This window comes from Roseomonas alba (genome assembly GCF_019430885.1).
GTDB lineage: Bacteria > Pseudomonadota > Alphaproteobacteria > Acetobacterales > Acetobacteraceae > Neoroseomonas > Neoroseomonas alba.
This window is the reverse complement of the sequence record NZ_JAHYBZ010000019.1, coordinates 1-14,173: the sequence shown is the minus strand read 5'-3', so window position 1 is coordinate 14,173 and position 14,173 is coordinate 1. Positions and strand designations below refer to the sequence as shown.

At 69.8% G+C, this 14,173-nt stretch carries 11 protein-coding genes and 1 tRNA gene; 5 read left to right on the top strand and 7 right to left on the bottom strand.

Translation table 11 applies throughout. The features are described 5' to 3' along the window. The first annotated feature begins 152 nt into the window (after positions 1 to 152). The 4 genes from KPL78_RS29455 to kdpC are packed head-to-tail and all read left to right on the top strand — an operon-like array spanning position 153 to position 4,631. Positions 153 to 239, top strand: a complete 87-nt coding sequence (locus tag KPL78_RS29455; RefSeq protein WP_255569575.1) for a potassium-transporting ATPase subunit F — start codon at positions 153 to 155, stop codon at positions 237 to 239. Positions 240 to 243: 4 nt separating this feature from the next. Continuing rightward, positions 244 to 1,941: a potassium-transporting ATPase subunit KdpA gene (gene kdpA, locus KPL78_RS29450; protein WP_219766871.1), complete on the top strand. Its 1,698-nt coding sequence runs from the start codon at positions 244 to 246 to the stop codon at positions 1,939 to 1,941. An 11-nt stretch (positions 1,942 to 1,952) separates the two neighbouring features. Continuing rightward, complete coding sequence (gene kdpB, locus KPL78_RS29445) at positions 1,953 to 4,025, top strand: potassium-transporting ATPase subunit KdpB (protein WP_219766870.1); 2,073 nt, start codon at positions 1,953 to 1,955, stop codon at positions 4,023 to 4,025. Positions 4,026 to 4,028: 3 nt separating this feature from the next. Next, positions 4,029 to 4,631 carry a potassium-transporting ATPase subunit KdpC gene (gene kdpC / locus KPL78_RS29440; RefSeq protein ID WP_219766869.1) on the top strand — a complete coding sequence of 201 codons (603 nt, stop codon included), beginning with the start codon at positions 4,029 to 4,031 and terminating at the stop codon, positions 4,629 to 4,631. Between the two features lie 237 nt (positions 4,632 to 4,868). Here kdpC and KPL78_RS29435 read toward each other — a convergent pair whose 3' ends face one another. The 4 genes from KPL78_RS29435 to glpX all read right to left on the bottom strand — a co-directional run bounded on the left by KPL78_RS29435 (position 4,869) and on the right by glpX (position 9,374). After that, positions 4,869 to 6,110 carry an MFS transporter gene (locus KPL78_RS29435; RefSeq protein ID WP_219766868.1) on the bottom strand — a complete coding sequence of 414 codons (1,242 nt, stop codon included), beginning with the start codon at positions 6,108 to 6,110 and terminating at the stop codon, positions 4,869 to 4,871. 321 nt (positions 6,111 to 6,431) lie between these two features. Next, a tRNA-Glu gene (locus KPL78_RS29430) sits at positions 6,432 to 6,507 on the bottom strand. Positions 6,508 to 6,564: 57 nt separating this feature from the next. Next, positions 6,565 to 8,346: a single-stranded-DNA-specific exonuclease RecJ gene (gene recJ / locus KPL78_RS29425; protein ID WP_219766867.1), complete on the bottom strand. Its 1,782-nt coding sequence runs from the start codon at positions 8,344 to 8,346 to the stop codon at positions 6,565 to 6,567. 8 nt (positions 8,347 to 8,354) lie between these two features. Further along, positions 8,355 to 9,374, bottom strand: a complete 1,020-nt coding sequence (glpX, locus tag KPL78_RS29420) for a class II fructose-bisphosphatase (protein ID WP_219766866.1) — start codon at positions 9,372 to 9,374, stop codon at positions 8,355 to 8,357. Between the two features lie 88 nt (positions 9,375 to 9,462). On the opposite strand from glpX, the gene KPL78_RS29415 reads away from it, so the two are divergent. After that, positions 9,463 to 10,854, top strand: coding sequence for a sulfotransferase (locus tag KPL78_RS29415; RefSeq protein ID WP_219766865.1), 1,392 nt, complete (start codon positions 9,463 to 9,465; stop codon positions 10,852 to 10,854). Between the two features lie 6 nt (positions 10,855 to 10,860). On the opposite strand, the gene KPL78_RS29410 is transcribed toward KPL78_RS29415, so the two are convergent. Genes KPL78_RS29410 through KPL78_RS29400 form a run of 3 tightly spaced genes read right to left on the bottom strand, consistent with a single transcriptional unit; the run spans position 10,861 to position 13,900 of the window. Beyond that, entirely contained in the window at positions 10,861 to 12,153 is a 1,293-nt protein-coding gene (locus KPL78_RS29410) for a homoserine dehydrogenase (RefSeq protein ID WP_219766864.1), read from the bottom strand. A 34-nt stretch (positions 12,154 to 12,187) separates the two neighbouring features. Further along, positions 12,188 to 12,652 carry a VOC family protein gene (locus tag KPL78_RS29405; RefSeq protein WP_219766863.1) on the bottom strand — a complete coding sequence of 155 codons (465 nt, stop codon included), beginning with the start codon at positions 12,650 to 12,652 and terminating at the stop codon, positions 12,188 to 12,190. A 27-nt stretch (positions 12,653 to 12,679) separates the two neighbouring features. Beyond that, a complete protein-coding gene (locus tag KPL78_RS29400; RefSeq protein ID WP_219766862.1) occupies positions 12,680 to 13,900 on the bottom strand; it encodes an LL-diaminopimelate aminotransferase in 1,221 nt (406 codons plus the stop codon). Positions 13,901 to 14,173 lie beyond the last annotated feature (273 nt).

Genomic DNA, 14,173 nt, shown 5'->3' with positions numbered 1-14,173 from the left:
CGCGCATGGAGGCTTTGCGCGGCAAGGGCCTAGTGGTCCGGCGGACCTGATCCAGGAACCGCCATGCTCGACATTCTTCTCCTCGGCCTCGGCCTCGGCGCCTTCGCGCTGCTGGCGGCCTATGCCGCCGGCTGCGAGCGCGTGTGAGCGCCATGGCCGACCTTCTCCTCGCCGGCGCGGTCGCGGCCGGCCTCCTCTTCTACCTGCTGTGGGCGCTGCTGCGCCCCGAGGATCTCTGACATCATGACAGCAACAGGTTGGGCACAGATCGCGCTCGTCCTCGCCGTGACGGTCGCCGCGGCGATCCCGCTGGGACGCTACATCGCCGCCGTGGCAGCGGGGCGCGTCACCTTCCTCGCCCGCATCGAACGCACGATCTACGCGATCGCCGGCATCGACCCCGCCAAGGGGATGGGCTGGCGCGGCTATACGCTGGCCATGCTCGCCGCGAATGCCGCAGGCTTCGCCGTGCTCTACGCGCTGCTGCGCCTGCAGGGCATGCTGCCCTTCAATCCGCAGGGCTTCGACGGGCTCACCCCCTGGCTCGCCTTCAACACCGCGGTCAGCTTCGTCACCAACACCAACTGGCAGGCCTATAGCGGCGAGGCGGCAATGTCCTACCTCAGCCAGATGGCCGGGCTGACGGTGCAGAACTTCCTGTCCGCGGCGACGGGCATCTCCCTCGCGCTGGCCTTCTGCCGCGCCTTCGCGGCGGGTGGGCTGAAGGAGCTCGGGAATTTCTGGGCCGACTTCACCCGAATCACGCTCTACCTGCTCCTGCCACTGGCGATCGTCGTCGGCTTCGCCTTCGTCGCGATCGGCATGCCACAGACGCTCGCGCCCTATGCAGAGGCGACGACGCTCGAAGGCGCGCAGCAGACCATCGCGCTCGGCCCCGTCGCCTTCCAGGTCGCGATCAAGCATCTCGGCACCAATGGCGGCGGATTCTTCGGCGTGAATTCGGCGCATCCCTTCGAGGGACCGTCGGCGCTCGCCACCGCGCTGCAGATCTGGTCGCACCAGGTGATTCCCTTCGCGCTGGCGCTCACCTTCGGGCACATGGTGGGGCAGGTCCGACAGGGCCGCGCGCTGCTCGCCGTCATGCTGGGCTACGTGCTGATCGCTACGGCGCTGGTCTATGCGGCAGAAGCGGGTGGCAATCCGCTGCACATCGCCGCCGGCCTCGATCCCGCCCAAGGCAACATGGAAGGCAAGGAAGTCCGCTTCGGCCAGGCCCTCGTCGCCCTGTTCACCGCCACCACCACGGGTGCCTCGAACGGCGCGGTCAACGCGATGTTCGACAGCTTCACCCCGCTCGGGGGCGCCGTGCCGCTCTTCCTCATCCAACTCGGCGAGGTGCTGCCGGGCGGCGTCGGTTCGGGCCTCTACGGCATCCTGGTCTTCGCGCTGCTCGCCGTCTTCGTCGCCGGGCTGATGGTCGGGCGCACGCCCGAATACCTCGGCAAGAAGGTGCAGGCGAAGGAGGTGAAGCTCGCCATGCTCGCCGTGCTGGTGCTGCCGGCGACGATCCTCGGCTTCACCGCCGTCTCGCTGGTGCTGCCGGCCGCGGTGGCGTCGATCCCCTCCGCGGGACCGCACGGGCTGACCGAGATGCTCTACGCCTTCACCTCGGCCGCGGGGAACAATGGCTCGGCCTTCGGCGGGCTGACGGCGGATACGCCCTGGCTCGATACGACGCTCGGCATCGCGATGCTGCTCGGCCGCTTCGCCTATGTCGTGCCGGTCATGGCGATCGCGGGCAGCCTCGCCGCCAAGCCGAAGCTCGCGGACTCCGCCGGCACCTTCCCCACCCATGGGCCGCTCTTCGCCGGGCTGCTGGCCGGCGTGATCCTGATCCTCGGCGGGCTGCAATTCATGCCCGCCCTCGCCCTCGGGCCGCTCGCCGAGCATTTCGTGCTCGCCGCCGGCCGCATCTTCTGAGGTTCCGAACCATGGACGCCTTCACATCCACCCAGGCCCAGGGCGGCGGCAGGCGCGCATCGCGGCGCGCCACGCTCGCCGACCGGCGCATCCTGGGGCGCGCCGCGATCGATGCGGTGCGCAAGCTCAATCCGCGCCACCTGGTCCGCAACCCGGTCATCTTCGTGACCGAGGTTGTGGCCCTGCTGGTCACGGTACTCGCGCTGCGCGCCGGCGGGTCCGGCGAGCCCTACGCCTTCCAGGCCGGCATCGCGGCCTGGCTGTGGCTGACGGTGCTCTTCGCGACCTTCGCCGAAGCCGTGGCCGAGGGCCGCGGCCGCGCCCAGGCCGACAGCCTGCGCCGCGCCCGCACCGAGACCCGCGCGAAGCTGCTGCTGCGCGGCGACGACCTGGCGCTGTGGCAGCCCCGCTCGGCGAGCGAGCTGCGCGTCGGCGACCTGGTGCTGGTCGAGGCCGGCGACCTGATCCCCTCGGATGGCGAGGTGGTGCAGGGCATCGCCTCGGTGAACGAGGCCGCCGTGACCGGGGAATCCGCCCCGGTCATCCGGGAATCCGGCGGCGACCGCAGCGCGGTCACGGGCGGCACGCTCGTCGTCTCCGACTGGGTCGTGGTGCGCATCACGGCGGCCGCGGGGTCCACCTTCCTCGACCGCATGATCGCGCTGGTCGAGGGCGCGTCACGCCAGAAGACGCCGAACGAGATCGCGCTCGACATCCTGCTCGCCGGCCTGACGATCATCTTCCTGATCGCGGTGGCGACGCTGGTCGGCCTCGCATCCTGGAACGGGCAGCCGCCGTCCGTCGCCGTGCTGTCCGCGCTGCTGGTCACGCTGATCCCGACCACGATCGGCGGGCTGCTGTCCGCCATCGGCATCGCGGGGATGGACCGGCTGGTGCGCTTCAACGTGCTGGCGACCTCCGGCCGCGCGGTGGAGGCGGCCGGCGACGTGGATGTGCTGCTGCTCGACAAGACCGGCACGATTACGCTCGGCAACCGCCAGGCCGCGGCCTTCCTGCCGGTCGCAGGTGTTGCCGAACGCGACCTGGCCGAGGCGGCGATGCTCGCCTCGCTGGGGGACGAGACGCCCGAAGGCCGCTCCATCCTCGCTTTGGCGCGCGAGCGCCATGGCCTGGAAGCGCCGGCGCTGACGGAGGCCGCGCGGGTCGTGCCCTTCACCGCGCAGACGCGCCTGTCGGGCCTCGACCTGCCCGAGGGCGCCTGGCGCAAGGGCGCGGTGGATGCGCTGCTCGCCTCGATCGGCGGCGAGCCGCCCGCCGGCTTCCGCGACACCGTCGATCGCATCGCCCGCGGTGGCGCGACGCCGCTCGCCGTCGCGCGCGACGGCCGGCTGCTCGGGGCCATCGAGCTCAAGGACATCGTCAAGACCGGCATGCGCGCGCGCTTCGACGAGCTGCGGAAAATGGGCATCCGCACGGTGATGGTCACCGGCGACAACCGCCTGACCGCCGCGGCCATCGCCGTCGAGGCCGGCGTCGACGACTTCATCGCCGAGGCCACGCCGCAGGACAAGCTCGCCTATATCCGCAAGGCCCAGGCTGAGGGCCGGCTGGTCGCCATGGCCGGCGACGGCACCAATGACGCCCCCGCGCTGGCCCAGGCCGATGTCGGCCTGGCCATGCAGACCGGCACCCAGGCGGCGCGCGAGGCCGGCAACATGGTCGATCTCGACAGCGATCCGACCAAGCTGATCGAGGTGGTGGAGATCGGCAAGCAGCTGCTGATCACGCGCGGCGCGCTGACGACCTTCTCGATCGCCAACGACGTCGCGAAGTACTTCGCGATCCTGCCGGCCATCTTCGTCGCGAGCTATCCGGAACTCCAGGCGTTGAACGTGATGCACCTGGCAAGCCCGGAAAGCGCGATCCTGTCCGCGGTGATCTTCAACGCGCTGATCATCGTGGCGCTGGTGCCTCTGGCGCTGCGCGGCGTGCGCTACGTGCCGGTTGGTGCGGCGGCGCTGCTGCGGCGCAACCTGCTGATCTACGGCTTGGGCGGCATCGCCGCGCCTTTCGCCGGGATCAAGCTCATCGACCTGTTCCTCCAGATGATCGGGGTGGCCTGAATCATGATCTCACTTCTTCGCCCGGCCCTTGCGACCGTCGGCATCTTCACCCTGCTGCTCGGCCTCGCCGCGCCGCTCACCATGACCGGCATCGCCGGCGCGGTCTTGCCGCAGCAAGCCGGCGGCAGCCTGATCGAGCACGACGGACGGGTGATCGGATCCGCGCTGATCGGGCAGGATTTCACGGAGGCGCGCTACTTCCATCCGCGGCCTTCCGCGACGACCGAAGCCGATCCGGACAATGCCGGCAGCACGCGGGCCGCGCCTTACAACGCGGCGGCTTCGGCGGCGTCCCAGGCCGGGCCGAGTTCGGCGGCTCTGCTCGAAACGCTGCGCGGGCGCATCGCGGAGGCCGGGCCCGCGCCGGTGCCGGCGGACGCCGTGACGGCCAGCGCCTCGGGGCTCGATCCCGACATCAGCCTGGAGAACGCCGCCCGGCAGGTCGCCCGGGTGGCCCAGGCGCGCAGGTTGCCCGAACAGCGCGTCGCGGCGCTGGTCACGGCCACGGCGGAAGGGCCGGAACTGGGGCTGCTGGGCGAGGCGCGGGTGAATGTCCTACGGCTGAACCTGGCGTTGGACCGATTGACCGCCGCCAGCCGTCCCTGAGCGGGGCGCGGCATCGGGCAGGCGGGGTCGCGTCCCGTGTGGTGGTGCAAGGTGGCCTTCGCGGTGCACAGCATTGATGAGGCGTTCCGGAGGTATTTTGACGCCGAGCCCACCTTTCACGCATCGCTGTTCGAGCGGGTTGCGGACGATCGTGGGGCGCCTGAGTCGCATGAGCCTAGCGTCGGCCGCGATCATGTGATGCGCCTCCGCAACCCCGCCCGCCTCCATCATCGACGCCTAAATCGCCTGTCGGGCAGGATCGCCGACCGCGCTTGCCCGCCCGCGGGCAATGAGCCAGGCGATCAGCGCAAGCTGAACGAGGTTGAACGCGATGCCGGCCCACCAGGCCGCCGCGTAGAATCCAACCCTGTCATAGATGGCGCCAGCGAGCCACGCGCCGAAACCCATCCCCGAGAGACTGAGGAAGAGTAGGCTCGGCACGCGCCAGCTTGCCTCAGATGCCGGGAACAGTTCTCGGACGGCCAGCACATAGGCAGGGATGATCCCGCCGAAGCCGAGGCCGTAGGCAGCAGCAACGAAGAACAATCCGGCTTCGTCCTGCGTTGCCAGGAAGCCGAGCATCCCAAGCAGCTGCGCTACCGAACCGACGAGCACAGTCCACAGCCCCCCGATCCTGTCGGACAGCCACCCCCAGAACTGCCGGGCGAGGAAGGCGCAGAGCAGGAGGACGGAGAGCATCGCCGCGCCGCGGGACGCGCTGATTCCGAGGTCGCCGCAGAAAGCCACGAGGTGCGCCGCCGGCATCGCCATCGGAACGCAACACAGGAAGGACGCCATGGCGAGCAACGCCAGCGCGACGTTGGGTCGCATGCCGAGAACCTGCCGCCTGCTCCCCGCCCGCAGCAGCGCGGGCCCACCCACCGGTAGCGGCGGTGGCACAAGGAGGAGCGCAGACAGGGTCAACACCACGATGCAGGCGAAGGCCCCATAGGCCAGCATCGTTGCTTGCCATCCGATGGCGGTGATGGAGTGATCGAAGACAAAGGGCCAGAGCATGCCGGCGACGTATTGGCCGGACGAAACCAGGGCCAGTGCCGTGCCGCGCCGGCGATCAAACCAGAGGGACACATACGCGACCATTGGAGCAAAGAGCGCCCCGTTGCCGAACAGCCCGACGCCGAGACCGATTCCCGCCAGCAGCGACCAGGGCTGGCCGATCGAGGCCACCGCCAAGCCGAGGAAGATCGCCCCACCGCCGAGCATGGCAACGGCTCGCTGGCCGAGCCGCGCCGCCATCAATCCGCAGATCACGCCGCCGACCCCGTTGCCGATATAGGCCAGGGTGGTGGCGAGCGACGGCGCCGAACGGCCGGTGCCAAGCGAATCCGATATGGGAATGAGGCCGATCACCACCGTCATCGGGCCGCCGGCGGCGACCGCGAGCATGGCCACAGCAGCTATCGCGATCGCCCATGACTGGCGTGTTTCGACACTCGCGGCGAGCGTTCCGTCCGGCATCCGTTTCCTTCCTTGGCGGGAAGTCTCGGCTGCATGCGGCGCGACAGCAACCCCGGCCCGGCCGGCGATATGCTCAGCGAGTGAGGAATATCGGCCAGCGTATCAGAGTCGGAGCGGCTGACGCGAGGGTAGCGCGGAACCGGGAGACCACGCAGGCCGCGCGGAAAGCGGTCGCATCGGAACGGCGCCGGAGCGGAGCCGCCACACCCATCCGATCCCCACGACTGGTCGAGGAAAGCGCCATCTCGGCGATCAATGGGGGGTAGCTTTCAGCCCGTTCCACTAAAACGCGAAGAAAGCCAACGCGATTCGAGGCAAAGGTGGCGTCCCCTACGGGATTCGAACCCGTGTCGCCGCCGTGAAAGGGCGGTGTCCTAGGCCTCTAGACGAAGGGGACAGGCCGGAGGCGCGGAACTAAAGCCCGCGCCGCCCAGGGTCAAGGGGCGAAACGCGGTCAGGCATGCGCCGCGTCCACCACCTGGAGCGACGCCGTGGTCTGCCCGTTCCAATGTTCCGCCCGCAGATGGCCGCACAAATGCATCGGCACGCGGTCCTGCGCCAGCAGCGCCTGGGCCAGCGGCCCGTCCTTGGCGCGGAAACAGATGGTCTTCAGCCGTCCGCCATCCTCGCCCTCGACGATGGCCCGCACCGTCGCACCTTCCTTCCCAACGCGGTCCGCCTTCACCACCCGGGCACGTTGGATCACGAAGACCGGCTCCTCATTCCCCGGCCCGAAGGGTGCGAGTCGCGCCACGTCCTGCGCCAGCCCGGGCTGCGCGGCGACGACATTGAGCGCGCCCTCGACCATCAGGTCTGCCGCTGCGGGCAGCAACGCAGCGTGACGCAGACGCTCCTCCAGGAAGGCATGCACCTCCGCCTCGCGTCCGGCGCGGAAGGAGAAGCCGGCGGCCATGGCGTGGCCGCCGCCCGTCTCCAGCAACCCGGCCTGACGCGCCGCGATCACCGCTGCGCCGAGATCGACCCCCGGCACTGACCGCCCTGACCCCTTCGCCAGCCCCTCCCCAAGCCCCGCGACGCAGGCCGGACGGTTGAAGCGTTCCTTCATGCGGCCGGCGACGATGCCGACCACGCCGGGATGCCAGCCCTCGCCAACCAGCAGCAGCACGGCGCGGCCCTCGGCCGCCTGGCGTTCGGCCATGGCATGCGCGGCGGCGAGGACCTCGCCCTCCACCTCCTGCCGCTTGCGGTTCACGGCATCGAGCTTCTCGGCCATGGCCCGTGCCTCGACCGGATCCTCGGACAGCAGCAGGCGCAGGCCGAGATCGGGCTCGCCGATCCGCCCCGAGGCATTGATCCGCGGCCCCAGCAGGAAACCGAGCGTATGCGCCGACGGCGCATCCCGCGCGCCCGTCACGTCGAGCAGCGCGGCGACACCGGCCCGCCCCCGCCGCGCCATCACCTTCAGCCCCTGCGCGACCAGCGCACGGTTGAATCCGGTCAGCGGCATGACGTCGCAGACGGTCGCGAGGGCCACCACGTCGAGCAGCCCCAGCAGATCCGGCTCCTGACGCCGCGCGAACCAGCCGGCCCGGCGCAGCACGCGCATCGTCGCCGCCCCGGCCAGGAAGGCGACGGCCGCCGCGCAGACATGATGCAGCCCCGATTCGCAATCCAGCCGGTTGGGATTCACCGCCGCCAGGATGCGCGGCACCGGCCCTTCCGCCTTGTGGTGGTCCAGCACCACCACATCCGCGCGACCCTCGGCGGCGGCGAGCGCCTCGGCCGCCGCGATGCCGCAATCCACGCAGACGATCAGCGAGGCACCGCGATCGCACAGCGCCGTGATGGCCGGCGCGTTCGGCCCATACCCTTCCTTCAGCCGGTCGGGGACATAGGGCGTCACCTCGCAGCCGAGGTCGCGCAGGAAGCGCGACATCAGCGCCCCCGCGCAAGCGCCATCCACGTCGTAATCGCCGAACACGGCGACATGCTCGCCGCTGCGCACCGCCGCGGCGATGCGGTCCGCCGCGGTGTCCATGTCCATCAGGCTGGACGGGTCGGGCATCAGCGCGCGCAGCGTGGGGTCGAGGTAATCCGCCGCGACCTCCATGCCGATCCCGCGTGCGGCGAGCAGCCGTCCCACCATCTCCGGCAGGTTCAGCCGCTGCGCGATGCCGAGGCCGAGCCGCGCATCGGCCGGCCGCCACACCCAGCGGCGGCCGGTCACGCTGCGCGCGACACCGAGGGCCGGGGCGTCCGATGGCGTCCCGTCCATGCCGGGTCTCAGGCCACGAAGGCGGAAGGCTTGCGGTCGAAGTTGTGGTGCCCTTCCACGTAGCGCACCGTTCCCGACTTGGAACGCATGACGATTGAGTGGGTATAGGCACCGCCGGCGAAGCGCCGCACGCCGCGCAGCATCGCACCCGAGGTGACGCCGGTCGCGGCGAACATCACATCGCCGCGCGCCATGTCCTCGACGGTGTAAATGCGGCTCGGATCGTCGACGCCCATGGTCGCGGCGCGGGCGACCTGCTCGTCATTCTCGAACATCAGCCGGCCCTGCATCTGGCCACCGATGCAGCGCAGCGCGGCGGCCGCGAGAACGCCCTCGGGCGCACCGCCCGAACCCATGTAGATGTCGATGCCGGCATCGCGCTGGCTGACATTGATGACGCCCGCGACGTCGCCGTCACCGATCAGGGTGATGCGCGCGCCGACGGCGCGGCAGGCCTTGATCATCTCCTTGTGACGGTCGCGATCGAGGGTGCAGACCATCAGGTCGCTGATCGAGCACTTCTTCGCCTTGGCGAGCTCGCGGAGATTCTCCTCCGGCGTCGCATCCAGGTTCACAACGCCATCGGGCAGGCCGGGCCCGACCGCGATCTTGTCCATGTAGATGTCGGGGGCGTGCAGGAAGCCGCCCTTTTCGGCCAGCGCCACGGTCGCAATGGCGTTCGGCCCGCCCTTCGCGGTGATGGAGGTGCCTTCGAGCGGATCGACGGCGATGTCCACTTCGGGCCCGCCGCCGGCGCGGGCGTAGAGGCCCACCTTCTCGCCGATATACAGCATCGGCGCCTCGTCCATCTCTCCCTCGCCGATCACGACGGTGCCGGTGATGGCGACGGTGTCGAAGGCCTTGCGCATCGCCTCGACCGCCGCGCCGTCGGCGGCGTTCTTGTCGCCCCGCCCGATCCAGCGGGAGGCGGCGAGCGCCGCGGCTTCGGTCACGCGCACCAGCTCCAGCGCCAGGTTGCGGTCGACCACCATCTCAGGACGGTGTTTTGAGGGCAGGGCTTCGGCCATGATAAAGGCTCCTCCGATTCCCGGCTAAGCTACAGGATATCGTGCAGCAGGGCACGCCATCGACCTTTTCCCTTCGGCGAGAGATCTGATGAACGACAGGCCGGCACAGCCCCCCTTCGTCCCCGACCTGTTGCGCTCGGCCGAGGCCGCGCTCCAGGCAGGGCGGCATGATGAGGCCAGGGCTCTATTCGGCCAGCTTGCAGCCGCAGCACCGGCAGATCCGAGGCCGGCCCTTGGCTTGGTGCGCGCCCTCATCGCGCGTGGCGAGCCGGCAGCCGCAATCGAACGGATCTCGGCCTCGCAGCATCTTGTCCAACGGGCACCGGTCGAATGGGATGCTCAGCTCGGGCATGCGCTGTACCGACTCGGGCGCCACGGTGAGGCAGAATCGGCCTTCCTCCGGGTGCTGCGCGTGGCACCCGAACATCGCATGGCCCGCCTCCAGATGTTCCGCCTGTTGCGGCACAATGAACGGTACGAGGAGGCCATGGCGCTGCTTGAGCCCGCGCCATCCGAGGCGATGACCGATTTTGCAGCCTACCTGGTCGTGTCGAAGCTGGACCTGCTGCTCGATCTCTGGCGCATCGAAGAGGCCCGCATTCTGCATAATGCGGCGGTCGAACGGGCCGCAACGACATCCGCGCTGAACCAACTCTTCGCATCGGCAGCCCCAACGCATGGTGACGATGCGCCGCAGGCCCATACGCGCATGCTCAAGCGGCTTTCCGAAGTGCCTGACGGGATATCCGCAGAACGCCGGCTATTGACGGCTCGCCTGCGCCTTGCCCTCGGCGATCGGAGCGAATTCATTGCTGTCGCGCAGTCGCTGCTCGATGCAGGCGAAGGCGGCGTGCTGAGGCCGCATCTCCGGGCCGCCCGCGACACGCTGTCTGGCACGGCCGAGGCATCCCTTCGCCGCGAACGCGTCTTCGTCATCGGTCTGTCGCGAACAGGAACCTCGTCGCTCCATCAGGCGCTCACCGAACTCGGCTACTGCTCGGCGCACTGGGCCAATCCGATCACCAACGGGATCCTCTCCATCGAGGACATGGCGCTGTTCGACGCCGTATCCGACGCCCCCGTGGCTGACGCCGTGGAGGAACTGGCTGACCGCTATCCCTCCGCCCGCTTCATTCTCTCGGAACGACCGGTCGACCTATGGCAGCGCTCCATAGAGGCACATTACCGCCGCCGTCACGGCGCGCCGGACGTCGCCACGCTGCGGCGCCTCCTGGAGACGCATGCCCAGATGCCGGGAGGCATCCGTTGGCGCCGGGTCCATGAAGGCCTCTACACGCAACATACCGATTTCGCCGCTGCCCATGCGGCGCATCAGGCGCGTGTCGCGCGCTGCTTCGCCGATGCCCCGGCCCGGTTGCTGCGCTTCGACGTCACCGCCGGCGACGGCTGGGAGAAGCTTTGCGGCTTTCTCCAGCGTCCCAGGCCGAACACCGCCTTCCCCCATCTCAACGCCGGCTGAGGTCCGCTACAGCGCCTCGATCCGGATCAGCGCGGGCTTTTCGACCACCGTGCCGAGTTCGGCGATGCGCGCCAGGGCCGCGCGGACTGCGGCCTCGCTGGTCTCATGCGTGGTCAGCACGACCGGCACCGCCTCGCCCGGCGCGCGGCCACGCTGCAGCATGGATTCCAGGCTGATCGCGTTGTCCCGCAGTACGCCGGTCACATCGGCGATCACACCCGGCCGGTCCACCACCATGAGGCGAAGGTAATAGGCGCCGGTGTGCCTTTCCATTGGCCGCGAGGGCTCCGGTTTCAACGCGCTGGCCGCGGCCCCCCAGACCGGGGTGAAGCGGCCCCGCGCGATGTCGATCAGGTCCGCGACGACGGCCGAGGCCGTTGGCCCCGCCCCCGCCCCGCGCCCTTCCATCACCACGCGCCCGACAAAATCACCTTCCGCCACCACGGCGTTGAACACGCCATCGACGCGTGCGATCGGTGCATTCACCGGCACCATGCAGGGATGCACCCGCGTCGAAATGCCGCCATCCTCGCGCGCCGCGATGCCGAGCAGCTTGATCCGGTAGCCGAGTTCCTCGGCCAAGGCGATGTCGAGTGCGCTGACCTCGCGGATGCCTTCGACATGGACGGCCGAGAAATCGACCGGCCGCCCGAAGGCCAATGCCGCGAGGATGGCCAGCTTGTGCGCCGCATCGATGCCGTCGATGTCGAAGGACGGGTCGGCCTCGGCATAGCCGAGCTTCTGCGCCTCGGAGAGCACTTCGGCGAATTCCCGCCGCTCGTTGCGCATCGTCGTCAGGATGTAGTTGCAGGTGCCGTTCAGGATGCCGGCCACCCGTTGGATGCGATTGGCGGCGAGCCCTTCGCGCACCGCCTTGATGGCGGGAATGCCGCCGGCCACCGCGGCCTCGAACGCGAGTGCGACGCCCTTGGCCTCGGAGGCCTCGGCGAGGGCCGCGCCATGTACGGCGAGCAGCGCCTTGTTCGCCGTGACCACATGCTTGCCGGCGGCGATGGCGGCTTCCACCAGCGCCTTCGCCTTGCCGTCCGACCCGCCGATGCACTCGACGACGACATCGACCTGCGGATCGGCGGCGAGGGCCGCCGCATCCTCATACCAGCGCAGGCCCGCGAGCGGCACGCCACGGTCGCGCGCACGGTCGCGCGCGGAGACCGCCGTCACCGTGATCGGACGTCCCGCGCGCGCCGCGATGATGTCGGCATTGGTGCGCAGCACATTGACGACGCCGGCACCGACCGTGCCCAGCCCCGCGATCGCAACGGTCAGCGGGCGGGTCATGCGCGCGACCCCTGCCCTGCCCGGTCTTCAGCCATCACTTGTCCTCGTAGCCGTCCGAAGGTTCGAATGTCACGCCCTCGGCCAGCACGCCGGCACCAGGCACATGGTTCACTTCGAGCCGGATGCCGTCCGGATCCTCGAAGAGCACGGAGTAATAGCCCGGCGCCCAGTCCGACGGCGAGGGCGCGCGGATGATCTTGGCACCCAGTTCGCGGACCAGCGCGGCGGCGCGGTCCACATCCTCCCGCGTCCGCGCCCGCAGGCAGAGATGGTGCAGCCCGACGCGCCCCTGGTCGAAGCGTTCGCCGGCATGGGCGGGGTCGCAGGGTTCTACGCCGATCGCGGTGCGGGCGCCCACGCAGTAGAAGAATTTCGGTCCGTCGAAGACCGGCTTCATGCCGAGCCGCGGGAGGAGCCGCGCATAGAAGGCGCGGCATTCGGCGAAGCGGCTGACCGTCAGCACGACATGCGCCATGCCGTTGATGCCGATCTCCTCCATGGCATCGCCCTCCCTGGGCCGCCGCGATCAGGCCGCGCTGGCGGATTCCGGGTGGTCCGCCGGCGCGGCATTGTCGCCGGACAGGAAGGTCCTGATACCGCGCAGCGCCTGGCGGATGCGGTGGTTGTTCTCGACCAGCGCGATGCGGACATGTTCGTCGCCATGCTCGCCGAAGCCGAGGCCGGGCGCGACTGCAACCTTCGCCTTCTCCAGCAGCAGCTTCGAGAAACCGACCGACCCCAGATGGCGAAAGCGCTCCGGGATCGGCGCCCACAAGAACATCGAGGCTTCCGGCGCCGGCACGTCCCAGCCCGCGGCCTTGAGGCCCTTCACCAGCACCTCGCGGCGATCCTTGTAGAGCGCGCGCATCTCCGCGATGCAATCCTGCGGGCCGTTCAGCGCGGCCGTGGCGGCAACCTGGATCGGCGTGAAGGCCCCGTAGTCGAGATAGGACTTCACCCGCGCCAGCGCCGCGATCAGCCGCGGATTGCCCGCCGCGAAACCCATCCGCCAGCCCGGCATGTTGTAGGTCTTGGACATCGAGGTGAATTCCACCGTGATGTCCTTGGCCCCCGGCACTTCGAGCACGGAGGGCGGCGGCACGTCGCCGTAATACAGTTCAGCATAGGCGAGGTCGGAGAGGATGAAGAGCTCGTGCTTGCGGCACAGCGCGACGAGTTCCCGGTAGAACTCGATCGAGGCGACCAGTGCCGTCGGATTGGATGGGAAATTGACGATCAGCGCGGTCGGCGCGGGGACGGAATGGCGCACCGCACGGTCGATCGCCGCCAGCATCGAATCATCCGGCGTGTAGGGGATCGACCGCACCGAGGCGCCGGCGATGATGAAGCCGAACTGGTGGATCGGATAGGACGGGTTCGGCACCAGGATGGTGTCGCCCGGGCTCGCGATGGCCTGCGCCAGATTGGCGAGCCCTTCCTTCGAGCCCAGCGTCGCGACGACTTCCGTCTCCGGGTCCAGCTTCACGCCGAAGCGGCGCGCGTAGTAGCCGGCGAGCGCCTTGCGCAGGCCCGGAATGCCCTTGGACTGCGAATAGCGGTGGGTGCGCGGGTCCTGCACCGCCTCGATCAGCTTGGCGACGATATGGGGCGGCGTCGGGCTGTCCGGATTGCCCATGCCGAGGTCGACGATGTCCTCCGCCGCCGCGCGCGCCTTCGCCTTCGCCGCGTTCACCTCGGCGAACACGTAGGGGGGCAGACGGCGGATGCGGTGGAAGTCCTCGGTCATTGTTGGCGTTTCCGTGGGTTGAAGGGGCGCGACGTATAGAGCAACCGCGCCCCCCTGTGTATCGCCGCGTCAGCGGGTCCGGGGTGCCAGGAGGTCCGGAGACGGCAAGGCAGGCGGCCCCGAGGGCGTCAGCAGATCGGCCGGGGGCGGCGGGGGCGGCGTGGCGTCCATCTGCGGCAAGGCAGGGGGTGGCGCGGCGGGCGCCGGCTGCGCCGCGGGCGCGGGGGCCGGCCTGGCGGGCGGCGCGGCCGGCCGCGGCGCGGGCTGTGCGGC